Annotated in this window: 20 protein-coding genes; 10 read left to right on the top strand and 10 right to left on the bottom strand. The window is 42.3% G+C overall.

What is annotated here, in order from left to right:
* Window positions 1–49: 49 nt before the first annotated feature.
* The 8 genes from gyrA to dnaA form a co-directional block, all read right to left on the bottom strand.
* Window positions 50–2560: a DNA gyrase subunit A gene (gene gyrA / locus DUK53_RS05625; RefSeq protein ID WP_036130567.1), complete on the bottom strand. Its 2511-nt coding sequence runs from the start codon at window positions 2558–2560 to the stop codon at window positions 50–52.
* Window positions 2561–2818: 258 nt separating this feature from the next.
* Window positions 2819–4759, bottom strand: a complete 1941-nt coding sequence (gene gyrB, locus DUK53_RS05620) for a DNA topoisomerase (ATP-hydrolyzing) subunit B (protein WP_052164830.1) — start codon at window positions 4757–4759, stop codon at window positions 2819–2821.
* Window positions 4760–4808: 49 nt separating this feature from the next.
* Window positions 4809–5921 (bottom strand): DNA replication/repair protein RecF, encoded by a 1113-nt coding sequence (recF, locus tag DUK53_RS05615; RefSeq protein ID WP_036130570.1) that lies wholly within the window; start codon window positions 5919–5921, stop codon window positions 4809–4811.
* Window positions 5922–5943: 22 nt separating this feature from the next.
* The gene (gene yaaA, locus DUK53_RS05610) at window positions 5944–6162 is read right to left on the bottom strand and encodes a S4 domain-containing protein YaaA (protein WP_036078868.1); all 219 of its coding nucleotides are present in this window, start codon (window positions 6160–6162) and stop codon (window positions 5944–5946) included.
* Between the two features lie 123 nt (window positions 6163–6285).
* On the bottom strand, window positions 6286–6780 hold the full coding sequence (locus DUK53_RS05605; RefSeq protein WP_036092939.1) for a GNAT family N-acetyltransferase: 495 nt from the start codon (window positions 6778–6780) through the stop codon (window positions 6286–6288).
* A 48-nt stretch (window positions 6781–6828) separates the two neighbouring features.
* Window positions 6829–8175, bottom strand: a complete 1347-nt coding sequence (locus DUK53_RS05600) for an MATE family efflux transporter (RefSeq protein WP_036130573.1) — start codon at window positions 8173–8175, stop codon at window positions 6829–6831.
* 76 nt (window positions 8176–8251) lie between these two features.
* Window positions 8252–9397: a DNA polymerase III subunit beta gene (dnaN, locus tag DUK53_RS05595; protein WP_036130575.1), complete on the bottom strand. Its 1146-nt coding sequence runs from the start codon at window positions 9395–9397 to the stop codon at window positions 8252–8254.
* A 279-nt stretch (window positions 9398–9676) separates the two neighbouring features.
* Complete coding sequence (gene dnaA / locus DUK53_RS05590; protein ID WP_036078823.1) at window positions 9677–11035, bottom strand: chromosomal replication initiator protein DnaA; 1359 nt, start codon at window positions 11033–11035, stop codon at window positions 9677–9679.
* Between the two features lie 629 nt (window positions 11036–11664).
* On the opposite strand from dnaA, the gene rpmH reads away from it, so the two are divergent.
* The 4 genes from rpmH to jag all read left to right on the top strand — a co-directional run bounded on the left by rpmH (window position 11665) and on the right by jag (window position 13802).
* On the top strand, window positions 11665–11799 hold the full coding sequence (gene rpmH / locus DUK53_RS05585) for a 50S ribosomal protein L34 (protein WP_036084822.1): 135 nt from the start codon (window positions 11665–11667) through the stop codon (window positions 11797–11799).
* 144 nt (window positions 11800–11943) lie between these two features.
* Window positions 11944–12297: a ribonuclease P protein component gene (gene rnpA / locus DUK53_RS05580; RefSeq protein WP_036092932.1), complete on the top strand. Its 354-nt coding sequence runs from the start codon at window positions 11944–11946 to the stop codon at window positions 12295–12297.
* A 54-nt stretch (window positions 12298–12351) separates the two neighbouring features.
* Window positions 12352–13185, top strand: a complete 834-nt coding sequence (yidC, locus tag DUK53_RS05575; RefSeq protein WP_124892621.1) for a membrane protein insertase YidC — start codon at window positions 12352–12354, stop codon at window positions 13183–13185.
* Complete coding sequence (jag, locus tag DUK53_RS05570; protein ID WP_036092929.1) at window positions 13182–13802, top strand: RNA-binding cell elongation regulator Jag/EloR; 621 nt, start codon at window positions 13182–13184, stop codon at window positions 13800–13802. The genes yidC and jag overlap by 4 nt, the downstream gene beginning before the upstream one ends.
* Before the next feature lie 65 nt (window positions 13803–13867).
* Here jag and DUK53_RS05565 read toward each other — a convergent pair whose 3' ends face one another.
* Window positions 13868–16417 carry a metallophosphoesterase gene (locus DUK53_RS05565; protein ID WP_036130581.1) on the bottom strand — a complete coding sequence of 850 codons (2550 nt, stop codon included), beginning with the start codon at window positions 16415–16417 and terminating at the stop codon, window positions 13868–13870.
* Window position 16418: 1 nt separating this feature from the next.
* Window positions 16419–17678 carry a class I SAM-dependent methyltransferase gene (locus DUK53_RS05560; protein ID WP_036130584.1) on the bottom strand — a complete coding sequence of 420 codons (1260 nt, stop codon included), beginning with the start codon at window positions 17676–17678 and terminating at the stop codon, window positions 16419–16421.
* Between the two features lie 218 nt (window positions 17679–17896).
* On the opposite strand from DUK53_RS05560, the gene DUK53_RS05555 reads away from it, so the two are divergent.
* The 6 genes from DUK53_RS05555 (at window position 17897) to DUK53_RS05530 (ending at window position 24170) form a co-directional block, all read left to right on the top strand.
* Window positions 17897–18562, top strand: coding sequence for an aquaporin (locus DUK53_RS05555; RefSeq protein ID WP_036078834.1), 666 nt, complete (start codon window positions 17897–17899; stop codon window positions 18560–18562).
* A 96-nt stretch (window positions 18563–18658) separates the two neighbouring features.
* A complete protein-coding gene (locus DUK53_RS05550; RefSeq protein ID WP_036130587.1) occupies window positions 18659–19081 on the top strand; it encodes a MarR family winged helix-turn-helix transcriptional regulator in 423 nt (140 codons plus the stop codon).
* Between the two features lie 11 nt (window positions 19082–19092).
* Window positions 19093–20241 carry an MFS transporter gene (locus DUK53_RS05545; protein ID WP_052164831.1) on the top strand — a complete coding sequence of 383 codons (1149 nt, stop codon included), beginning with the start codon at window positions 19093–19095 and terminating at the stop codon, window positions 20239–20241.
* A gap of 350 nt (window positions 20242–20591) precedes the next feature.
* Window positions 20592–21680, top strand: coding sequence for a 3-phosphoserine/phosphohydroxythreonine transaminase (serC, locus tag DUK53_RS05540; RefSeq protein ID WP_036130592.1), 1089 nt, complete (start codon window positions 20592–20594; stop codon window positions 21678–21680).
* A complete protein-coding gene (locus DUK53_RS05535; RefSeq protein WP_036092918.1) occupies window positions 21673–22860 on the top strand; it encodes a phosphoglycerate dehydrogenase in 1188 nt (395 codons plus the stop codon). The genes serC and DUK53_RS05535 overlap by 8 nt, the downstream gene beginning before the upstream one ends.
* 68 nt (window positions 22861–22928) lie before the next feature.
* Complete coding sequence (locus DUK53_RS05530; RefSeq protein WP_124892609.1) at window positions 22929–24170, top strand: DUF1015 domain-containing protein; 1242 nt, start codon at window positions 22929–22931, stop codon at window positions 24168–24170.
* The last annotated feature ends 105 nt before the right edge of the window (window positions 24171–24275 follow it).

The raw sequence follows: 24275 nt of genomic DNA, 5'->3' as shown, positions 1-24275 counted from the left end.
TGCTTAGCTCGTACCTTTATTCTCTACTCAAACAAATGTAAACTGTTTTTTAGTTTTCAGTAGTATCGTCCTCAGACTCTTCACTCACTACTGTTTCGTTTTCGGATACTTCTTCGTCCACAAACTCTTCCTCTTCTTTCGGCACTTTCGCAACGGTTGCTACAAACTCATCATCATCTAGACGAATAAGTTTCACACCCATCGCGCTACGGCCAGTCTGAGAAATATCACCAACCGAGAACCTAATCAAAACGCCGCCGATAGTCATCAACATCAAGTCTTCCTCACCGGTGACGGTTTTCAGAGCGACAAGATTTCCGTTTTTCTCTGTGATATTGATGGTTTTAACGCCCATACCGCCACGATTACGAAGCGGATACTGAGCAGCTAGCGTTTGCTTCCCATAACCGTTCTCCGTCACGACAAGCACTTTCTCGTCGTCTTCTAGGATTTCCATGCCAACAACCTCATCATCTTCACGAAGGCGAATACCACGCACACCAGCCGCTGTACGACCCATGACACGAATATCAGTCTCCTCGAAGTAAATCGATTGGCCGAATTTCGTTCCGATGATGATTTTTTTGTTGCCATCCGTCATTTGCACAGAAATCAACTCATCATTTTCACGAAGTTCCACGGCGCGCAAACCACTTTGACGAATCTTCGCGAATTGTGTCAACGTACTACGCTTCACGACGCCAAGTTTCGTTGTAAAGAATAGATACTGATCATCCGTAAAGTCGCGCAGATTAATCACGGCATTTACTTTTTCCTGGCTCTCGATGCCAAGCAAGTTGATAATCGGAATCCCTTTCGCAGTACGGCTATACTCAGGAATTTCATACCCTTTTGCACGGTAAACTTTCCCAGTATTCGTAAAGAATAGCAGCGTATCATGCGTACTCGTAGCTACAAGATGCTCTACGAAATCATCTTCATGCGTGCCCATTCCTTGCACACCACGGCCACCACGGCGCTGACTACGATAAGTCGAAAGCGGCAGACGCTTGATATAGCCTTTATTCGTAAGCGTAATCGCAACTTCCTCTTCTGGAATTAGATCCTCATCTTCCAAGCTTACCAAATCACCCGCCAAAATTTCCGTACGGCGTTTGTCCGCATATTTCTCTTTAATCTCTGTCAATTCTTCACGAATAATTTCTAAAATACGCTCATCATCGCCTAAAATTGCTTTCAAGTCCGTAATCAGAGCCATCAAACTGTTAAATTCATCCTCGATTTTGTCGCGTTCCAAACCAGTTAAACGTTGCAAACGCATATCCAAAATCGCTTGCGCTTGTTTATCAGAAAGGTTAAATTGTGTCATCAAGCCTTCTTTGGCAACATCCGCTGTTTTCGAAGCTCGAATTAATTTTATAACTGCATCGATATTATCAAGCGCGATCCGTAAACCTTCTAGAATATGCGCGCGAGCCTCCGCTTTACGCAGTTCGAATTCCGTACGGCGACGAATAACGATTTTTTGATGCTCTAAATAATGATATAAAATCTCTTTCAAATTCAGCACTTTCGGATGATTCGCAACAAGTGCCAACATATTAATCCCAAAAGTGGTTTGGAGAGCTGTCATTTTATACAAGTTATTAATAATAACGCTGGCACTCACATCACGACGAACCTCGATTACCATACGCATACCTGTACGGTCAGACTCATCATTGGCAGATGTAATACCATCAATTTTTTTCTCACGAGCAAGTTCAGCAATACGCTCAAGTAGACGCGCCTTATTAACTTGATACGGCAGCTCCGTAATAACGATTGTCTCTTTACCATTACTCTTCGTTTCAATCTCTACACGAGCACGAAGCGTGATAGAACCACGACCCGTTTCATAAGCACGACGAATTCCAGAACGACCCATAATCATCCCAGCAGTAGGGAAATCAGGACCAGGAATATATTCCATCAACTCACGAATCTCGATATCAGGATTGTTACTCAGCGCAAGCACACCGTCAATAACCTCACCAAGATGATGCGTTGGAATATTTGTCGCCATCCCAACCGCAATCCCAGACGAACCATTGACAAGCAAGTTAGGAAAACGAGCTGGCAAAATATTAGGCTCACGTTCCGAACCATCATAGTTATCAACATAATCAATCGTATCTTTATTAATATCACGCAAAAGCTCCATCGAAATTTTGGACATTCTAGCTTCCGTATAACGCATCGCAGCCGCCATATCCCCATCGACCGAACCAAAGTTACCGTGCCCATCAACAAGCATATTCCGATAACTAAAATCCTGCGCCATCCGAACCATCGTGAAATAAACCGCCGTATCACCATGCGGATGATACTTACCGATAACTTCACCGACAATACGCGCCGATTTCTTATAAGCCTTATCAGACGTCATACCAAGATCATTCATCGCATACAAAATCCGACGATGCACAGGTTTCAAGCCATCTCTAACATCTGGAAGAGCCCGAGCCACAATAACACTCATCGCATAATCTAGAAAAGAAGTACGCATCTCTTTATTCAAATTGATTTCCGTCACTCTTGACTCTGGTGTTTCTGACATTTTTCAAGAAACCTCCTTCAAATTACAACACATATGATATGTATTCCCCATCATTATTTCCCGGGAAATATTATTTATTTTTAATTAAAATCTCTTGACCTCAAAGTCTCCCGACCTGAAACGGAAAACCTCAGCGCGCCAGCAAATGCTTAGCTGCTAGGCAAAGGCGAGTACCGAAGCGGAGCGTACTTGCGTACGTGAGCATCGGAACGGAACCTTTAACGACGCAGATGAGCGTTTGCTGGTGCGCTGAGAGACTTAGACGTCGAGGTTTTTGACGTACTGCGCATTCTCTTCAATAAACTTACGACGCGGTTCCACATTATCACCCATAAGCATCTCAAACGTTTCATCCGCCGCAATCGCATCATCAATATTCACTTGAAGCAATGTACGGTGTTCAGGATTCATTGTCGTATCCCACAGTTGTTCAGGATTCATCTCACCCAAACCTTTGTAACGCTGAATACCATATTTCGTGTCCGCTTCCAATGTCGCCAAATAATCTTCCAATTGGCTGTCACTGTAAACGTACTCCTGCGTTTTCCCGTGCTTAATCTGATAAAGCGGTGGTTGCGCGATATAAATATACCCAGCATCTACCAAAGGACGCATGTAACGATAAAACAACGTCAACAACAACGTCCTAATATGCGCACCATCGACATCGGCATCGGTCATAATAATCAATTTATGATAACGTGATTTCGCAACGTCAAAATCGCCACCAAAACCAGTTCCCATCGCTGTAAAGATCGTCCGAATTTCCTCATTCGCCAAAATTTTATCTAAACGTGCTTTTTCAACGTTTAAAATTTTACCACGAATTGGAAGTATCGCTTGGAATAACCGATCACGGCCTTGCTTAGCAGAACCACCGGCAGAGTCACCCTCTACGATATAAAGTTCGCTGATAGCAGGGTTTCGCGAAGAACAATCGGCCAATTTACCTGGTAGACTAGAAATTTCAAGACCACTGGATTTACGTGCCACTTCACGTGCTCGCTTCGCTGCAAGACGCGCACGGCTCGCCACAACACCCTTGTCGACGATTTTTCTAGCGACCGTAGGGTTTTCCATTAAGAACTTATCTAAAGCCGTAGAGAACAGCTTATCTGTGATTGTACGTGCTTCAGAGTTGCCCAGCTTCGTTTTCGTTTGCCCTTCAAACTGCGGATCCGGATGCTTAATCGAAATAATTGCTGTCAGACCTTCACGAACGTCCTCACCAGACAAGTTATCATCACTGTCTTTAAATAATTTATTACGTCGCGCATAGTCATTAATAACACGCGTCAAAGCTGTTTTAAAGCCTGATTCATGCGTTCCACCTTCATACGTATGGATATTATTCGCGAATGAAATCAGATTGCTCGAAAAACCAGTATTATATTGCATCGAAACTTCCACCATAATGCCATCACGTTCGCCCTCAATGTAGATAGGCTCCTCATGAATGACCTCTTTAGAACGGTTTAAATGCTCCACATAAGACTTGATTCCGCCTTCATAATGATAATCTTGGCGCTGCTCTTGCCCTTCACGCTTATCTTCAATCGAAATTTGCAAACCACGGTTTAAGAAAGCAAGCTCTCGCGTACGCGTTCTAAGCGTGTCATACTCAAAATCCGTCGTTTCTTTGAAAATCTCTGGATCCGGCGTAAAATGAACAATCGTTCCGCGATAATCAGATGTACCACGTTCCTCCAAGTCCATAACAACATCCCCACGCTCAAAACGTTGGTAATACTGCGTGCCGTCACGGTGAACTTGTACTTCTAGACTCGTTGACAAGGCGTTAACAACAGACGCACCAACACCATGCAAACCACCAGAAACCTTGTATCCGCCACCGCCAAACTTACCACCAGCATGCAGTACTGTGAAAATAACCTCAACTGTAGGGCGACCAATTTTTTCGTTAATCCCAGTTGGAATGCCACGACCGTTATCGCGTACAGTGATGCTGTTATCCTTCTCAATCGAGATCTCGATTTCCGTACAGAATCCAGCCAGAGCCTCATCGATACTATTATCCACAATTTCCCATACCAGATGATGCAAACCACGTTGACTAGTAGAACCAATATACATACCCGGTCTTTTACGAACAGCCTCTAGGCCTTCTAAGACCTGAATCTGATCATCGCTATACTCATCCGCATTTCCTTGCACATTCGTCATATTTTCCTCAGACATCTAATATCCACCGCGCTTTCTTATCCGTTTACAAAACGATATTTTGCTATTATTTCTTCGTTACTGTACCTTGTTCCACCCAAAAAGTTGTTGCGTCGTTCAGCGTTGCATGATCAATGCCGTCGATACTGGTCGTCGTCACAAACGTCTGCACCTTGCCTTGAATCGCAGCCAACAAATGGGATTGCCTGAAATCATCCAACTCACTAAGCACATCATCCAGCAATAAAACCGGATATTCGCCCGTCTCCTCAAAAATCAAATCGATTTCCGCAAGTTTCACAGAAAGCGCTGTAGTCCGCTGCTGGCCTTGTGAGCCGAACACTTGTACATTTTGATCATTGACATAAAAGAAGAGATCATCTCGATGTGGGCCAATGAGTGTAACACCTCGATCGATTTCTCTTTGAGCGATTGATTCCATTTTCTTATATAAATTCGCTTGCCATTCCGCCGCATCTGAGCCCTCAAGCTCTACAGACGGTTTATATTCTAATTTCAAATGCTCCAACTCGCGCGAAATCTCAAAATGGATTGGAACCGCGAATTGCTCCAACCTTTCGATAAAATCCGCCCGGCGCTTCGTTAATTTCACCGCAACCTCGATAAATTGTTCGGTTAAAATTTGCCACATCATTGGATCGTGTTTACGCTTGATTTGCGCTTGTTTTAAAAAATGATTGCGTTGTTGCAAAATACGCTGATACTGACTCAAATCATGCAAGTAAACCGGCTGTATTTGGCCAATTTCCATGTTGATAAAACGCCTTCTCATGCCCGGCGCACCTTTTACGAGTGATAGATCTTCTGGGGCAAACATGACGACATTCAAATTCCCGACATATTGGCTTAGCTTCTTCTGTTCTAAATGGTTGACCTTAGCTTTCTTGCCTTTTTGTGTCAGCGTTAGCTCGAGTGGAACCGATTGCCCATGTTTTTCGACGCGACCTTCAATTTTTGCAGATTCGGCGTCCCAGCTGATGAAATCCTTATCATTCGTCGTCCGGTGTGATTTCGCAACTGCGAGTAATAAAATTGCTTCTAAAAGATTCGTCTTACCTTGCGCGTTCTCGCCTAAAAAAACGTTGACCTTGTTATCAAATGTCAGTTCCTGTTCTTTATAGTTGCGAAACTGGCGCAATACTAGATTCTCTAAATGCATATAATCCCTTATCCTTCTTTGATCAGCCTTGTTGGATCTGGACTTTACCCTCACCAGGAACTAAGACTACATCACCGTTTCGTAACTTACGACCGCGACGATTATCTTCTTCTCCGTTAATATACACCATGTTTTCACTTAAAAAAGCTTTCGCCATGCCGCCGCTCGAGATAACATCCATCATTTGAAGCAGTTGCCCAAGTGTAATATATTCGGTATTAATTTTAATACTTTCCGCCATTTTTTTCACGTCCAATCTTAATAAGTCCTATTCCTCTATTTTACTAGAAAATCAGCCAGAATACAACGAAATTATTTATATATGCGTTTTTTAGCCAATTTTAATAAAACTAATAGGGGGATATTATTTTGGTTTATAAATAAATATGGGGCTTCTCAGCGGGTTTTTGTTCTTAAAGCACAAAACTTCGCGATTTTCTTTTTTCCATCCAGCGTCTTTAAATCCGATCGATACAAACAGATCTTTCGCAATCGTATTTTCCGGGGAAACGGCAACTTTCACTTCAATGCTCTCCGGATTTTTCACAAATACAAAATCTACGAGTTGCTCCAAAGCACGGCGTCCTAGACCTTGATGCTGATAATCTTTATCGATCGCAAAGCCCGAAATCCAGTGATTATCCTTCGATTCATCCTCGTACGTATACAAAATAAAGCCGACTAATTCCTTCTCCGAGTATATGCCATAGGGGTTATAAACCAGCTTCGAATCCTCTGGCTCACCAGCAATGCGCATTAACGAATCCGCGACAGAGTCAACAAATGGCTTCTGCTCACGAAAAACGCTTATTTCTGAGGCCTTTTCCCACATGTCCAGAGGTAGTTTTCTAATAATCATCTATCTTACTCCTTTATTTTCACTTTCTATTTCTTACTTCCCATTCTACTATAGTTCCTTCTTGATAACAGCTTTTCGCATCCACTTACCCGATTTATAGCGCCATAATCCGAGCATCGTCGCACTGACCCAAGCCGCCGGTGTTGCCCACCACAAGCCCATATAACCTAAAAATTGTGCCAAAATAAAACCGATAGCAAGCCGCGCGACCAACTCAAAAATTCCCATCCAAAGCGGAATAATCGCGTCCCCAGTCCCACGCAATGTTTCGCGCACAACGAATAAAATCCCAACGACGACGTAAAACAGCGATACAATTTTCAGATAACCGGTTCCAATCGATAGGGCTTCGGTCGCCGAGCTATCCAGAAACAGTGTCAAAAACTGATGCGCGAAAAGCTGTACTAATACAGTTAAGGCTAAACTGACGACGGTCACTACTTTTATCCCGGACCAAAAGCCTTGTTTGACGCGATCAATTTTTCCAGCTCCCATATTTTGGCCAGCGAACATCGAAGAAGCCGAGCCAAACGCAATCCCAGGTTGGTATGTCAGCGAATCAATCCGACTCGCAGCCGTGTAAGCAGCAACAACCGTCGCGCCGAAACTATTGATCAAGCCTTGAATCGCCATATTCCCAATCGAAATAAACGAACCTTGTAACGCAGAAGGAAACGCAATTCGAAAAATTTCTTTGAAAATCGCGCTATCAAAATGGATATCCTTCTTTTTCAAACGCATGTATGGAATTTTGCGATAGCTGTAAATAATGCATAAAATCGCCGAAACCAGCTGACTAAAAACCGTCGCCCAAGCCGCACCAGCAACACCCATCCCAAATCCAACGACGAAAAGAAAGCTTAACGCAATATTGAGCAACGATGAAATAATAAGAAAATACAGCGGCGTAATCGAGTTTCCAAATGCTCTCAAAATCGCCGAAACTCCGTTATAAAGCCCCATTGGCAATATTCCGATAAATAAAGTCGTCACAAAAAGGACGGAATCATCTAATATTTCTGTGGGTGTTCCTAAAAGCAGCAACAACGGTTTCGCGAGTAAGATGCCGACGATTGTTAGCACGACGGACACCGAAACAATCATAATACTCGCCGTCGCAAGCACCCGTTTCAATCGCTGAAAATCCTGAAAACCGAAATATTGCGCCACAACAACAGAAACACCGCTCATCAATCCAATCACAAGCGATAGAAAAAAGAAATTGAGAGCATTCGTCGCCCCAACAGCTGCAAGCGCATTCACACCAACAAATTTTCCGACAATCATCGCGTCTACCATGACGTAAAACTGCTGAAACAAGTTCCCAATCAACATAGGCATCGCGAAATAAAAAATAGTTTTCGTCGGATTCCCAGTAGTCATATCCTTAATCATACTCTGGCGCCTCCTTATATGTAGTCAAGCACAACACAAAACCCGCCCAATTTTCACTGAGCAGGCAACATAATCTTTAGTACGTACGAACCGGCGTAATCAATTGCAAAATTTCATTTGGATTTTCCGCATCTTTCGGTCGCAATACGAACGGACGCATCGTTCCAGAGAAAGAAATCTGAATATCCGCGCCATCAAACGCACGCAGCGCATCCATCATGTATTTCCCGTTAAATGAAATCTTCAATTCCTCACCAGTAAAGCTTTGACTGAAAACTTTTTCAGAAACATTTCCGACTTCAGGCGAGTTAGACGAAACTTCCACCTGACCGTTTTCCAAAGTCATTAATTTAATCACGTTATTACGATTTTCACGGGCAAGTAGGGACGCACGATCAATCGCTTGTAAAAAGGATTTTGCGTTAATAATTAAATCCGATTTTGTTTCCGTCGGGATAAGGCGAGAAGTATCAGGATAACTGCCTTCCAAAAGACGCGAATAGAAAAGTAAATCCTTCAGTTTGAATAAAATTTGATTATTAGCAAGCACCATTTCAATCGAATCCGTACCTTCATCCAAAATTTTATTCAATTCCGCTAAACTTTTCCCAGGAATGACAATATTATATTCCTCATCGATTTCCGTTGTCAGCGGGATTTCGCGTAATGCTAACCGGTGACTATCCGTTGCAACAGCAGTCAAGACGTTATTTTTGATCATCCAGTTCACACCAGTTAAAACAGGGCGCACCTCAATAGCCGAAACCGCAAAAACCGTTTGTCTAATAATATTTTTAAGGACAGAAATCGGGATTTGAATGCTTTTCCCAGCCGTAACTTCTGGTAATTTCGGATATTCTGCTGGATCAAGGCCAATCAAGTTAAACGACGCTTGTCCAGAACGAATGTTAGTTTGATAATTCGTAGTCACTTCAAGCTCCACGCTATCATCAGGTAAACGACGAACAATATCACTAAAATAATTCGCCTGCAAAACAATACCGCCGAAACTCTCGACTTCCACTAGAATTTCGTCGTTTTCAATTAGAGGTATAAAAGCTTCAATCGAAATATCAGAATCACTACCAGTTAATGTGACACCTTCATCATTCACCGTGATTTTAATACCCGTTAAAATCGGAATAGTAGTCCTTGAAGAAATAGCACGCGTCACTTCATTTACCGCCTGAACAAGACGATTGCGCTGAATTACAAATTTCATGAGAATTCCCCCATTTTTAGTTTCTTTTTCTAAGTATAACATTATATCAAAATATGTTTAATTAATTAATAAAAAATCGTAGTAATAGTAATAGGGCCTGTGGATTTGTGGATAAGTATATGTGAGCCTATCTCTCGCAAAGTTTTCCACATGTTGATAACTTGTTGGTAAGTATGTTCTAGTTATCCACATTATGCACAGATTTAAAAAATGGAGGATATCATGCCTCGGCTCTTTGAAAGCTTCCTTTTGCTAACTTAGAGCCCTATATATAGTCCTTTAAAATAAACTCTGTGGTTTTCGCAAGTTTTTCTCAATCTCAGCCAAATCATTTTTCAGGTTTTGGTCGATTTTTAAGAGTTGCGAGATTTTTTCGTGCGCATGAATCACGGTAGTATGATCTCGACCGCCAAACTCTTCTCCAATTTTCGGTAGGGAAGCATCGGTCAGCTCACGAGAAAGATACATCGCGATTTGTCTAGGATACGCAATACTTTTCGTCCGTTTTTTCGCTTTAAAATCTTCTAAACGAACGTGATAATATTCGCCAACAGCTTCTTGAATATCAGGAATTCGGATCACATGGGATTTCGAATTTGGAATGATATCTTTCAAGGCTTCCGCAGCAAGATTCGCATTAATATCCTTATTTACGAGAGATGAGTAGGCGACAACACGAATAAGCGCGCCCTCCAGTTCCCGAATATTGGAATCGATTTGGTTCGCAATGTAAAGCATGACTTCATTCGGAATATCCAGTCCGTCAGCCTTTGCTTTTTTGCGTAAAATCGCGATCCGAGTTTCTAAATCAGGCGGCGTAATATCCGTAATCAGACCCCATTCAAAGCGCGAACGCAAGCGATCCTCAAGTGTTGGAATCTCTTTTGGCGGGCGATCACTAGAAATAATAATCTGTTTTTGCTCATCGTAAAGTGTATTAAACGTATGGAAAAATTCCTCCTGCGTTCCTTCTTTACCAGCTAAAAACTGAATATCATCAATAAGAAGCACATCGACATTACGATATTTATTACGAAATTCTTCGGCCTTATTTTCTCGAATAGAGTTAATGAACTCATTTGTGAATTTCTCACTAGAAAGGTACATGACTTTCGCGTTTGTTTTATGCTCTAAAACATAATGACCAATCGCGTGCATTAAATGCGTTTTTCCAAGTCCAACACCACCATAAATAAAGAGCGGATTATAGGCTTTGGCCGGCGCTTCGGCTACGGCAAGTGAGGCTGCGTGGGCAAAACGGTTGCCCGATCCAATAACAAACGTATCAAAAACATAACGCGGATTTAGCATGTGTTTGGAGTTGGCTTCGTCCAAGTCCTCGTCTAAATTACGCGGTTTTGGTGGAATATAGTTATCAAATACCTCATCTTGTTCACCATCGATAAACCGAACATCAAAATTTTCTCCCGTAATTTCTTGTAGGATATTAGCGATGAACTGTGAATAACTTTTCTCAAGCCAGTCACGAACAAAATTGTTTGGAGCCGTCACAATAAACGTACTTCCTTCAAGTGAATGCGCCGTGGTAGATTTCATCCAAGTATCATAACTTGGCTTACTCATATTTTGCTTGACGATACGCAAGGTTTCTTTCCATATGTCTTCCATTGTTTGCACTATGTTCCCCCCTTTTCATTAAACGTAAAAGTTATCCACAGATGGATGGAGCCGTGGATAAAGTTATACAGGGGTTGTTTAGAAGTTATCCACAAAGTAAAAGTTGACTGTGGATAAATAATGTTATCCCCAAATAATTTTCTATTCGACAATTGATATAATATCAGAAAAACATCACAATCGCAAGGGATTTCAAATTCTATCCACAAAGTTATGAAGATGTTGAGAAAAGATGTCCACAGGATATGAGCTTGTGCATAACTTGTGAACGAGGACGGGATAAAAAAATATCTGAAAAACAGTTATCCACAAGCAGTTGTGGTTAACTATCGCAAATTGTGCATAACTTTTCAGTATATTTAAGAGTTATCCACAGAAAAAGTGGGTTTTAGAGTATTTAGCTACACTTTTAATGATTATCCACAAGAAAATAAGAAGCAGAAAATCTTTGAAAAAAGTTTCGAAAATAGCTATATATCAGTTTGGAAATATGGTATTATGGAAGATAGAGTTTTTATATTCTACTTTGTTCCGAGGTATTATTGACAAATCCGATATATTTCTGTACAATGTCTAAGACTGTCTATACGAGTAAATTTGTAATAGACCCTTACTAGGAGGTGTAATTAATGAAAAGAACATACCAACCAAGCAAGCGTAAAAGAAAAAAAGTACATGGTTTCCGTCAACGTATGAGTTCTAAAAACGGACGTAGAGTTTTAGCTAGTCGTCGTCGTAAAGGAAGAAAAGTTTTATCTGCGTAGACCACTGAAAAAGACTCAGTGGTTTTTTTTAATTTCAGGCAGAGTGAACCGTTAATCTATCAGTCACTTCCTAGTGTAGGGAGATCTGATAGGTTAACAGGGGTGCATGTGTGAAAGAGAATCTGATTAGAAGATGGAGAATTTATGAAAAAAGCATACCGAATAAAAAAAGATGATGAGTTTCAACGCGTATTTAAAAAAGGGAAGTCGTTTGCGAATCGCCAATTTGTCGTTTACATATTTAAAAGGGAAGATCTGGCGCATTTTCGAATTGGGCTTTCTGTGAGTAAAAAAATTGGAAACGCTGTCGTACGAAATCGTATTAAACGATGTATTCGGCAAACCTTTCATGAGCTGAATGAGCAAATTGATTCAGGTTATGACTATATTATCATCGCCAGGAAACCGGCGGCCAATATGGATTTTCATGAAATCAAGAAAAGTTTGATGCATGTTTTGAAATTATCAAGAGTTTTGAAGCAGCCTCAGAAAAAGTAGTTTCATGAGAAGAATACAGGCGGAGAGTGGAGGTAGCACTATTTGAAGAAGAAAATGCTTTTTGCGGGATTAATGATGGGACTGCTAGCGGTTTTGGCAGGGTGTGGTATTTCGACTGACCCAATCACATCGGAATCATCAGGATTTTGGAGTCATTATATTGTTTATCCATTATCACAAGTAATTATCTGGTTTGCGGAACTATTCGGTGGCAACTATGCGATGGGGATTATCATGACAACCGTTGTGATTCGATTGCTGATTATGCCATTGATGATCAAGCAGCTGAAGAGCCAAAAAGCAATGACAGCGATGCAACCACAAATCAAAGAACTGCAAGAAAAATACAAATCAAAAGACAACGAGACAAAACAAAAACTACAACAAGAAACGATGCGTTTATACCAAGAAAACAATGCAAATCCAATGATGGGTTGTTTGCCGTTATTGATTCAAATGCCGATTTTACTTGGATTCTACCAAGCGATTAGTCGGACAGCGGAGATTAAGACGCAAGATTTCTTGTGGATGACACTCGGCGATAAAGATCCGTATTTCATTTTGCCAATTTTAGCGGCATTGACGACGTTTATTTCTTCTAAATTGTCAATGATGGGCCAAACGCAGCAAAATAAATCGATGAACATGATTATTTACTTCATGCCGTTGATGATCCTTTTTGCAGGTATCAGTTTGCCGTCAGCACTTGCACTTTACTGGGTTGTCGGAAACATATTCACGATTTTCCAAACGATGTTAATTAATAATCCATTCAAGGCCAAACGCGAGGCTGCGGCTTTGGAAGATGCTAAGAAGGAAGAAGAAAGACTTAAAAAGAAAGCAGCGACAATGTCTGCATCGAAAAAAGGAGGTAAGAAAAGAAAGTGAGAGATATAACTGCGCAAGGCCAAACCGTTGAAGAAGCAATTCAAAACGCGTTGAAGGACTTAGGCACAACGCGGGAAAAAGTAGACGTGGAAATCATGGACGCTGGTAAAAAAGGTATTTTCGGGATTGGTTCAAGGCTCGCGATGGTCAAGGTCATCGAGAAGCACAACCAAATCGAAACCGCCGTCCAGTACGTGATGGATGTGGCTACAAAAATGGGGGCTGAGGTCTCCGTTGATGTCTCTGAAAAAGGTAAGGAAGTCAGCATTCAAGTGTCAGGCAACAATCTAGGCTTGCTGATTGGAAAACATGGTCAAACGTTAAACGCATTGCAATATTTGACGCAACTGATCGCTAACAAAGATACGACGCAATTCAAAAATGTTGTCGTAAACATTGGCGATTACCGCGAACGTCGTGATGAAACACTGACTTTATTGGCTAAGAAAATGGCGGATAAAACAGTGAAGACGCGCCGAGTTGTTCATTTGGAGCCAATGCCTTCGTTTGAACGGAAGACAATTCATGCGATTTTGAGCGAAGATAAGCGTGTGGAAACACATTCGGAAGGTCGCGAACCGTATCGTTATATTGTTATTAAGCCCGTAAAAGGCTGAAAAAAGAAGCTTCGCCGAGAAAAAATCGGTGAAGCTTCTTTTTTTCAGTGTTTCACGTGAAACATTTATAAGCGTGGATCAATGTCGCGTTCTTTTTCGACTTCGAATAACAGGTTTGCTGCGGTTTCATTGAACGGTTGATTTGTCGGTGAGATTTCTGCCCACTTTGTTGTGAGTAGTTTGGAACCGAGAGACCATTCGTTAATAGAAGTTCGCAGCTTCTTGTTGATGCTTTTTTGTTTGATAAGTTTGTTGAATTTGTGAGGAAATTGGAAGTCGTAACCGTAAATGATTGATAGATAGTCCATATTTCGAACCTTCATGTAGGGCGCGATGTGTGGGCTTAATTTTTCAGGTTTGATTACGATTCCTTCCATTTTGTTTGTCGTGGTGATAGTTGAAAAATAGTGCTCAGCGGTGGTGAGGAAGTCGGGATGTGTGAGATCTAGCAACTCGAATGTATCGTCATTTAAAAAGCTATACATTTCCGAGGTCGGCCACGCTGGGATTTGCTCCGTGCCGTCTTGATAGATTATTTTTAGTAGGGAAAAGGCTTTGTAATCAAGATCGGATTCTGCTGCGTAGATGTCTAGTTGCTGTTTATACGTGCTTAGAGCTTCTTGATGTTGCGCTAAATTGGTGTGTGTTTGCTTGATTTGATGCAATGGTTTGTAGTTTTGATAGAGTCGCGAGCTGTATTTTTCGTTTAATTGCTTTTTCGTGAGCTGGGTTTGATCGGTTTCAAAATCAGTTGTGTCATATTCGGTGATGAGTTGCGTGAGACTTTCGTCAAAAGCATGCGCTTGCAAAAAGGCTAACTCGGTTTCCAGCGCGGTTTGGATGGGTTGGAATTGTTTTTCGATGAGTTCTTTGCCGAGCGCTTGCCATGGGAGTAGTTCGCCGTCTAGGATGAGCATTTGAATTTTGTTTTGTTCCATGTAATCTGCAAATCGGTGGTGCAAGGATTGATAAATTGGTGACAAGTCAATATGAGTTATTTTGAAGCCATTTCGACTTACTGCGAAACTGTGTTTTGTATTTTTATGCAAGTAGATGTTGCAGCGTGAACCCATATATTTTGGTTGTAGGACAACGTGAGAAATGCCTTTTTCGGCAAAATAGTGTAGTCCTTTTTCTAGGGATTCTAGATTGTTTGTTGCTAGGTCTTTTGGTGCAGGGGACATGGTTCCAGAGATGAAGTTGATTTTGTTTTCGCCGATATAGTGTAATCTTCTGAGGGATTCTGTATCGAGTTCGGAAATTTGAACGGTTTGTTCGCGTTTGAAAAGGGTAGGAAGTTCGCCAGCGAGTTGTTGATTTTCAGACCGAACGGATTTGAACATTGGTTTGCGATATTTTAAGGTTACGGCTGTCAACTCGTTGCCGTGGGCGCATCCAGTATCTAGGTGTAGCTTATTTTTAATGCGAAATGCTTGTTTTGCAGCTACGTGTCCGAAAATATGGTATGGATAATTATTCACGGCTTCGTTTTCTAGGAATGCTAGCTGTTCTTGGACAGGTCTTGTGCGATCTAGATGGAAATTTCGTTGATGACGCATGGAGTTTCCATCGAGTTTACCGATATATTTATTTTGGCACGGTGAATGGGTGACGTAAAAGGATGCTGTTTCTTCGCCAATGTAGCGGTAAAATGGTTGTGCTAGATGGAAAAGTTGTTCGAATTTCGAGAAGAGTTCTGGGTCCGCGACAAGGTCTGGAATCGAGTCGAAGTAATTATCGACAATTTCTTGATTTGCGCCTTTAATTTCGCCCAAAATATATTTATGCACAAAGTTTTCATGATTTCCGAGTACAAATAGGAAATATTGCTGATTTTCGTATAAAAACTCAGTGATTTCGCGCGTATTTTTACCTTTATCAATCCAATCACCGACCAGTATGATTTTTTGTGGGCTATGAGTGATTTTATTGTTTTCGATTTTGCAACCCAGTTTGTGTAGCAGTGATTTTAGTTCATTCGCACATTCGTGGACATCGCCAATCAGTGTGTAGGTCTCGTTTGTTGGTAGGATTGTGTCGAGAAATGGTGTTTTATTCAGGATGTTGACTTTATAGTCCGTGAAATTCTTAGCTCGAATCCTGTGAATGTGATGGTATTGCTCACGCGCCATATTCGGCAGAATTTCCTTTTTCAGACGCGTAATATGCTTGGAAATCAGTTTTTTGGAGCGCTCGCTGGTGTAGTAATCATCGCGATCACGATAGTCAAAAAGGATAACTTCGACATTGTAATTGTTGTTTTTAGCTGTTTCACGAACTTTTTCGCGGAAATCAGCGGTTAGTCCGGTTGTGTCTAAAACTACAAATTCGGCATTGATTGGGAATTTTGTGACCATATCTAGTTTTTTGAACAAGAGTTCGAACGTTTGGTCACTCGCTTCCAACATGATTTGGGCGTATTTATCGTAATCGTGACCGAGAATTTCTTGGCGAATTGCGTCGGATGATAAATATTGAACGTTCGCTTGGAAATTTTTATCGGCCTGGGAAAATTGAAGTTGAGGTATCAAAATTTCTTGTGCAAAAGTAGATTTTCCGCATTCTGTTGGGCCGACAAGCAGGAAAATGGTGTGTAGTTGTGTATTTAGTTCCATATTATACCTCCTTCTTTCGTAAAATGGCGCCTTGTGTTGTGTGAATACCATTTACAGCGTCGCCAATCGCGTGGAATTCAATCGTCATCGTTTTTTCGTCAATGATTTCCGACAACCAATCCTGGAATTCCGCGGTGCTCATTTCCCAATCATGATCATCGTGTCGGAAGCCCTCCAAACCGTAAAACGTATTGAATTCGCTGTTTGGCGTTGTGATAATGAATGTATCAAAATCGATATGCTGCGTCACTTTTCGGATGAGCTTTTTCGCCATGTTAGTAGGCATGTGCTCGATAACTTCGGTTAAAATCACGTCGACTTTCTCAGCTGGACTGTTGTCTAGGAACGTTTCCAGCGAGGAGTAGGTGATAATATTGTCGAGCTCCTTCTTCGCGGCTTTCTTGTTCGTAATAAGCAGCATCTCGGGATCGGTATCAATCGCATAATAATCGAGCTTCGTTTTCTCGGCGAATGGGATAGCATAAAAGCCTTCGCCACAACCTATATCGACAATTACTTTATCAAAAGCGAGCTGATTCGCGATGAAATTCCGTCTTTGAAGGGCAGTGTCGCCGAAATCAAACTGTATATCATAGCGGTTCGTCGCCTCTAATTCTGATTTGAACTGATTAAATGATTTGCGCGTCGTTAGGAAATTGTGCACGAACAGGTTACGAATGTAGAATGGTGGATCGGTGATTTGGACGCTTTTAATGTATTTTTTCAGTAAATCGTCGGTTATATCTAAGTGTTCTTGACTGAAACCGGCGAAAAATAGGCAAAAAAGATTCGAAATATGAATCAGATCATACAGGCTAGATTTAGTGGAGATTGTCACGGTCCAGTTTTTGTCGGAAAGATGCTCAACCTTGAAGGTGTAGTCGGGCATGTACTTTTGAAAGAATTCGACATAATGAATCCGGCGAATGTAGAGCATGTTGATATGAAATTGGTGCGTGAAGCCGGGTATGTCACGCGAATCGGGCTCTTTTAATGAAAAGAACTCGCTCAGCGCATTTAATGGGAAAATATTCGAATTATAGCGAGATAGGTTCAGATATTCAAAATTTTCATCGCGATATTTTTTATAGGATATCTCATTGTCTGCGTCTTTGAAATAAACGTTATAGGTATCAGGCGTGGAATACCAGCCGTGTGCGATGCCTTTTCGCATTTGCCGGAGCATCATGCCTGACTCGGGATTCTTCTTAATAAGGAAAGAAAAATCAGGATTGGTCGATGTTACTTGAATAATTGCCATACTGTTGCTCCTTTACTTTTTGGGATGAGATGTTTCACGTGAAACATCTGTGCGCCTTTGAAATATATTATACAACATAACGTTAAAGTAAGCGCTTCTATTTGTCAATACCGTGAATTTGTCTCAAATGTGTAAAATATTACATAAATAAAGGTTTACAATTTCTTGATTTAGAGGTATATATAATAAGTATGCAATTTTTAAAAGGAGGAGAACACATGAGTAAGAAATTATTTGCTGAATTTATCGGGACTTTTGTTTTGGTATTATTCGGTACAGGTACTGCTGTTTTAGGCGGCGGAATTGAAGGAATTGGGACGCTTGGAATAGCGATGGCATTTGGTTTGTCAATCGTTGCGATGGCGTACAGCATTGGAACTATTTCTGGATGTCACGTGAATCCAGCTGTTTCTGTTGCGATGTTTTTAAACAAGAGAATTTCAGGTAGCGAGTTAGTAGGATATGTTGTGGCGCAAGTGGCTGGGGCGATTGTTGGTTCCGTTACATTGCTTTCATTCTTAAATCTTTCTGATATGTCTACTAAAAACTTAGGTCAAAATGGATTCGGAAATATTGGTGCAGGCGGCGCGTTCTTGGTAGAAGCAATTTTAACTTTCGTATTTGTTTTAGTTATTATCGTCGTTACTGGTAAAAAAGGAAATCCTGCTTTTGCTGGTTTAGTTATCGGTTTGACGTTAGTTTTAATTCACTTACTAGGCATTCCGTTGACAGGAACTTCTGTTAACCCGGCTCGTAGTATCGGTCCAGCTCTATTCGCTGGCGGTGAAGCTTTATCTCAATTGTGGGTGTTCATTGTAGCGCCTATCGTTGGTGGTTTAGTGGCTGCGATTGTTGGTAAATTTGCTATGGATAGCGAAAAATAAGTTGTAGTTTGAGGTATGATAGCGGTGATTTACTGTTGTCATATCTTTTTTTGTGATATAGTTGTTGTGACAATTATTTTGTGAGGTGAATTGGGTATGCGAGATTTTTATGATGGTATTACTTTTCGGATGAATGTGGTAGCGAAGAAGGCTAGTCTTGGCTTGCAGCATGGGTTGAAGCGGTATGATGTGACGCCAGAGCAGTGGTCGGTTTTGAATGTGGTGAACCATAGGGCGCCGATTTCACAACGGCATGTGGCGGAATTAGTGGAGAAGGATGCGCCGACTGTAAATCGAATCATGGATGTGCTAGTTCGGAAAAATCTGATTGTTAAAATAGTTGATGAAAAGGATCGGCGGGTTACTTTACTGTCTTTATCTATGGAGGGAAAGCAGAAAGTGCAGATGATTCGCAATGCTGTGGAAATGACCTGTGTGCAATTTTATAAGGGCATACCAGACGCGGAGCTTGGTGTTTTTTTTGATATTTTAATGCGGATTGAAAATAATTTAAAGTGAGAAGGGATTTTTTGAAGGCGAAGTTGTGGACGAAGGATTATGTGATATTGTTGATTTCGAGTTTGTTTTTATATATTGGATTCCAGATTTTTATGCCGACTTTACCGGCGCAAATTATTAAATTAGGTGGTACGGAAACCCAGGCGAGTTTGGCGGTGGGCTTATTTTCGTTGGTAGCTTTGTTTATGCGGGTCATTGCGGGTGGGCTAAATGATCGTTTTGGTGCGAAAATCATGATTTTGGTCGGCTTTTTTGTATTGATTGCGGTTACGGTGAATTTTTATTGGTCAACGGTCGTTTCGGCATTGCTTGTGTTGCGGTTATTTCACGGCGTTGGTTGGGGGATTACGACGACCTCGATTGCGACTGGGGTTTCGACGCTTGTGCCGCCGAATCGGACGGGGGAAGGAATCGGCTTTTATGGATTGACGACAGCGCTTGGTATGTCACTGGCGCCGATTATTGCGATTATTTTGATGAACCAGTTTTCGTTTCATTTTTTGATTGGATTCTCGATTGTGTTGATGGTCTTGGTTTTTCTATTGGTGACGCGGTTGAAAATGCCAAAACAGGAGATCGTTGTGAAGCATAAGATGCAGTTGTTTGATAAGGGCGCGTTGTTGCCGGCGTTGCTATGCATGTTGATGGCGTTTCCGCTCGGTGGGATTCAGACGTTTATGATGATTTATGGATTGGAATTACACGTGCGGATGGTCTGGATTTTCTTTGTTGGGCAGGCGATTATGGTGCTGGTGAGTCGTGTTTTTGCGGGACGATTGTATGATTTGAAGGGTCATCGGGTGGTGATTCTGCCGGGAATCGTGTTGATGGGTATTGGATTGTGGTCGTTGTCACTGGCAACGGGAGCTTGGAGTTTGTTTGGATCTTCGCTATTTTTCGGGCTCGGCTACGGGATGGTGCAGCCGTCGTTGCAAGCTTTGGCGGTGGATCGTGCGGCACCGGATAAAAAGGGAATCGCGAATGGAACGTTTTTATCGGGAATGGATGTCGGAATGGCGCTTGGTAGCTTCGGATTGAGCTTCATTGCGGCGCATTATAACTACGCGATGATGTATCGTTGGTCGATTGTTACGCTGGTTATTTTTCTGGTGGTTTACTTGATTGTTTTTCGGACGAAACGATTATTACCCGGGAAATAATGTGGCGATTGGTTTTTCATAAAAAGTTTTTAAAAGGATGTGGAAAAGTGAGTCTTGTGGTTTTTAGCCGAATGAGGGCGCTTTCTTGATGTTTTTTAATAAAAACCCGCAGAATAAGTTAAATTTGTCTGAAAATATTCGTATTTTCTGATATAATATATCCAAGTGTTAGGAGTAAGTATTCTTTCTTGGGTTTGATTAGACTGTAAATGGGAATGAGATACATATGTGAACTCCAAAATAGGCTTTTCGCGATACTTGTAATGCTTGTCACAGTTTTTGTATTAAGACCAGATGTGAGAAATCGAAGTTGTAGGTTGGAAATACGATTGGAACAGGAGAGATGTTGTGTGGAAAGAGCGTATAATTTTTCAGCAGGACCTGCGATTTTGCCCGTACCGGTTTTAGAAAAGGTGCAGAAGGAGCTATTATCGTACAAAGGTTCAGGAATGTCAGTAATGGAATTAAGTCACCGTTCAGATTTATTTGAGGAGATCCTTGGGGACGCAGAATCGCTATTGCGTGAATTAATGCACATTCCCGAAAATTACAAAATTTTATTCTTACAAGGTGGGGCGAGTCTGCAATTCACGATGGTACCGATGAATTTGATGGCTGGCAAGAAGGCCTATTTTGTGAATACTGGCTCGTGGTCTGAAAAAGCGATGGAGGAAGCGGCTAAAATTGGCGATATTGAAGTGTTGGCGTCGTCAAAAGATAAGAATTTCAGTTATATTCCAGAGATACCGCGCGTGCCGTCCGATGCGGCTTATTTGCATATTACGACGAATAATACCATTGAAGGTACGGCGATTTTCACACCTCCTGAAACTGGTGATGTGCCGCTTGTTGCGGATATGTCTTCCAATATTTTGTCGAGTGTGTACGATGTGAGCAAATTTGGCCTGATTTATGCGGGGGCTCAGAAAAACATTGGTCCTGCGGGTCTCACGATCGTTATTGTTCGAGAGGATTTGATTGGAAACGTGGCTGGTTTACCGGCAATGCTGGATTACGAGGTGCAAGCGAAGAATGGTTCGATGTATAATACGCCAGCGACTTTTGCAATTTATGTGTCGAAGCTGGTTTTTGAATGGATTAAGGAGCAAGATGGCGTAGCGGGAATCGAGGCGCTTAATAGGAAGAAAGCTGGACTTTTATATGATTATTTGGACGCGTCTTCGATGTTTTCGTCTCCTGTAAACAAGGCGGATCGTTCGCTTACGAATGTGCCGTTTGTGACGGGTTCACCGGAGTTGGATGCGTTATTTATTAAAGAGGCGGAGGAACTTCATTTTGAGAATTTGAAGGGACATCGTTCGGTTGGTGGTATGCGTGCAAGTATCTACAATGCTTTTCCTTATGAGGGTGTCGAAGCGCTGACTGCTCTGATGGAAAAATTTGTAGCGACTCATAAAGGGGGAGAAATACATGTTTAATATTCAGACTTTCAATGCGATTGCTAAAGAAGGATTACGTAAGTTCGATGTGGAAAAATATTTAATTGACGGGAATCAGGCGCCGGATGGTATTTTACTGCGAAGTTATGATCTGCATGATTTCGAGTTTCCTGACAGTGTGAAAGCTGTTGCCAGAGCGGGTGCGGGAGTGAATAATATTCCTGTGGAGGCTTGCGCGGATAAGGGAATCGTGGTTTTTAATACGCCTGGTGCGAATGCAAACGCGGTGAAAGAGCTGGTATTAGCGAGTTTATTTATGGGTGCACGGCCGATTTTGGAAGGTTCGGAATGGGTGAAGACGCTTGATGGAAATGATATTGAGAAAAAAGTCGAGGCTGGGAAGAAGAAATTCGCGGGCACGGAGCTTGCTGGAAAACGGCTTGGCATCATTGGTTTAGGCGCGATTGGTGCGCTTGTGGCAAATGATGCGTCGGCGCTTGGCATGGAAGTTGTCGGCTATGATCCGTATGTTTCGGTGGACACGGCGTGGCGGATTTCGAAAGAAGTGGAACGCGCGATGACGCTGGAGGAAGTTTTGGCGACGTGTGATTATTTGACGGTGCATGTGCCGCTAAAGGATAATACGGCGGGAATGTTCAATCGGGAAACGTTGCAATTGCTGAAACCGGACGCTGTTTTGCTTAATTTTTCACGTGGGGAATTGGTGGAGGAGAAGGCGATGGTGGAGGCGCTGAATGCTGGTCAGTTACGCATGTACATCACAGATTTTGCGACGGAAGCGTTTGTGAAGCATCCGCAAGTGGAAGTCCTGCCGCATTTGGGGGCTTCGACGGAAGAGGCAGAAACCAACTGTGCTAAAATGGCGGCGAAGGAATTGGCTTACTTTTTAGAGACGGGTAGTATTAAAAATTCGGTGAACTATCCGAATGTGGACATGCCTTATAATGGACATCCGCGTTTGGGGGTATTTCACCATAATGTGCCGAACATGGTCGGACAGGTGACGACGGAACTGGCGAACGGGTCGATTAATATTTTGGATATGACGAACCGTAGTAAGGGCGATTATGCGTATACGCTGATTGATATGGAAAAAGGTGCACAGGGTAATTTATCGCTCGTTGTGGATCGTTTGAACGCGATTCCTGGTGTGATTCGAGTGCGCGCGATTGAGCCTGCTGGTGTTACGGCTTACTGAGATAAAAATGAATAGCTGCGATGGATTTTCTGTCGTGGCTATTTTTATAAAATAAGGAGGGATTTTTTGTGGTAAAGATTAGGGCTTTTAAAGGGATTAGACCGAGTGCGAAAGAGGCGATTTATGTGGCTTCGTTGCCGTATGATGTGTTGAGTACGGAGGAGGCGCGGAAATTGGGCGTTTCGAACCCGATGTCGTTTCTACATATTGATAAGGCGGAGATTGATTTGGCCGCTGATTTGTCGCCGTATGATGACTCGGTGTACGCAAAGGCTGCGTCAAATTTGGCGGAGTTTCAGGAGAAGGGCTGGCTTGTGAAGGACGGGAAGCCGGAGTTGTATTTGTATCAGTTAGTGATGAACGGGCGGCCGCAAACGGGGCTTGTGACGTGTACGGCGATTGATGATTATGTGAGTGGCGCGATTAAGAAGCATGAGTTGACGCGTGAGGAGAAGGAGCTGGATCGGATTCGCCACGTAGATGTGACGGATGCGAATACGAGTCCGATTTTCTTGACGTATCGTTCGGATGATGAAGTGAATAATGTGGTGGATGCTTGGATTGGTAGCCATGACCCTGTGTATGATTTTGAGAGCTTTCATGGCGTGCAGCACCGGATTTGGACGGTGGATGATGCGGATGTGGTAGGCGTGCTTACGAAGGCGTTTGAGGCGATTCCGGCGCTTTATATTGCGGACGGTCATCATCGCACGGAATCGGCGGTCAAAGTTGGTCTGAAGCGTCGGGAGGAGTTTCCGGATGCTGGTGCGGACGCTGAGTTTAACTCCTTTTTAGCGGTGTTATTCCCGCAAGATCAGCTAGAGATTCTGGATTATAATCGGGTGGTCGATGTGCCAATCGCGACGGATTTGTTAGATCAAGTGGCTTTAAAATTTGATGTAGAGAAGGTCGGAAAAGAGGCGTATAAACCTGCGACACCGAACACGTTTGGGATGTATTTGGATGGTTCGTGGTACGGTTTGAAAGTGAAACCTGAGTTTGCTGGTGAAGGCGTTATTGCGAGCCTTGATGTGTCTATTTTGGCGGATCAGGTACTTACGCCGTTGTTCGGTATTGAAGATATCAGACGCGATGACCGGATTAATTTTGTTGGTGGGATTCGTGGGCTAGGTGAGTTGGAGCAGCTTGTGGATGCTGGGAAATATACGATTGCGTTCTCGATGTACCCGCCGACGATGGATAATTTGCTTGATGTGGCGGATGCTGGTGAGATTATGCCGCCGAAATCGACTTGGTTTGAGCCTAAATTGTTGAGTGGATTATTTGTACATGATTTGGAAAGTAAGTAGATAGATAGCTAAAAATCACCGTTTCTGGATTAGGGAGCGGTGATTTTTAATGATGTTTCACGTGAAACATTGATTGTTTAATGTAAGATAAGCAACAAACATGAA

The sequence above is a fragment of the Listeria sp. SHR_NRA_18 genome (genome assembly GCF_003856515.1).
GTDB classification, from domain to species: Bacteria; Bacillota; Bacilli; order Lactobacillales; family Listeriaceae; genus Listeria_A; species Listeria_A newyorkensis.
Note: the sequence above shows the minus strand (reverse complement) of the source record. Positions and strands in the feature narration are given on the sequence as shown.

Excerpts from the sequence above, each read along its gene's own strand:
- DUK53_RS05535 (WP_036092918.1), top strand. The coding sequence starts at position 21,673 with ATGTTTAATATTCAGACTTTCAATGCGATTGCTAAAGAAGGATTACGT.
- DUK53_RS05560 (WP_036130584.1), bottom strand. The coding sequence starts at position 17,678 with ATGGCAATTATTCAAGTAACATCGACCAATCCTGATTTTTCTTTCCTT.
- DUK53_RS05600 (WP_036130573.1), bottom strand. The coding sequence starts at position 8,175 with ATGATTAAGGATATGACTACTGGGAATCCGACGAAAACTATTTTTTAT.
- rpmH (WP_036084822.1), top strand. The coding sequence starts at position 11,665 with ATGAAAAGAACATACCAACCAAGCAAGCGTAAAAGAAAAAAAGTACAT.
- yidC (WP_124892621.1), top strand. The coding sequence starts at position 12,352 with ATGCTTTTTGCGGGATTAATGATGGGACTGCTAGCGGTTTTGGCAGGG.
- yaaA (WP_036078868.1), bottom strand. The coding sequence starts at position 6,162 with ATGGCGGAAAGTATTAAAATTAATACCGAATATATTACACTTGGGCAA.
- gyrB (WP_052164830.1), bottom strand. The coding sequence starts at position 4,759 with ATGTCTGAGGAAAATATGACGAATGTGCAAGGAAATGCGGATGAGTAT.
- DUK53_RS05550 (WP_036130587.1), top strand. The coding sequence starts at position 18,659 with ATGCGAGATTTTTATGATGGTATTACTTTTCGGATGAATGTGGTAGCG.
- DUK53_RS05565 (WP_036130581.1), bottom strand. The coding sequence starts at position 16,417 with ATGGAACTAAATACACAACTACACACCATTTTCCTGCTTGTCGGCCCA.
- recF (WP_036130570.1), bottom strand. The coding sequence starts at position 5,921 with ATGCATTTAGAGAATCTAGTATTGCGCCAGTTTCGCAACTATAAAGAA.
- DUK53_RS05555 (WP_036078834.1), top strand. The coding sequence starts at position 17,897 with ATGAGTAAGAAATTATTTGCTGAATTTATCGGGACTTTTGTTTTGGTA.
- DUK53_RS05605 (WP_036092939.1), bottom strand. The coding sequence starts at position 6,780 with ATGATTATTAGAAAACTACCTCTGGACATGTGGGAAAAGGCCTCAGAA.
- dnaN (WP_036130575.1), bottom strand. The coding sequence starts at position 9,397 with ATGAAATTTGTAATTCAGCGCAATCGTCTTGTTCAGGCGGTAAATGAA.
- gyrA (WP_036130567.1), bottom strand. The coding sequence starts at position 2,560 with ATGTCAGAAACACCAGAGTCAAGAGTGACGGAAATCAATTTGAATAAA.
- rnpA (WP_036092932.1), top strand. The coding sequence starts at position 11,944 with ATGAAAAAAGCATACCGAATAAAAAAAGATGATGAGTTTCAACGCGTA.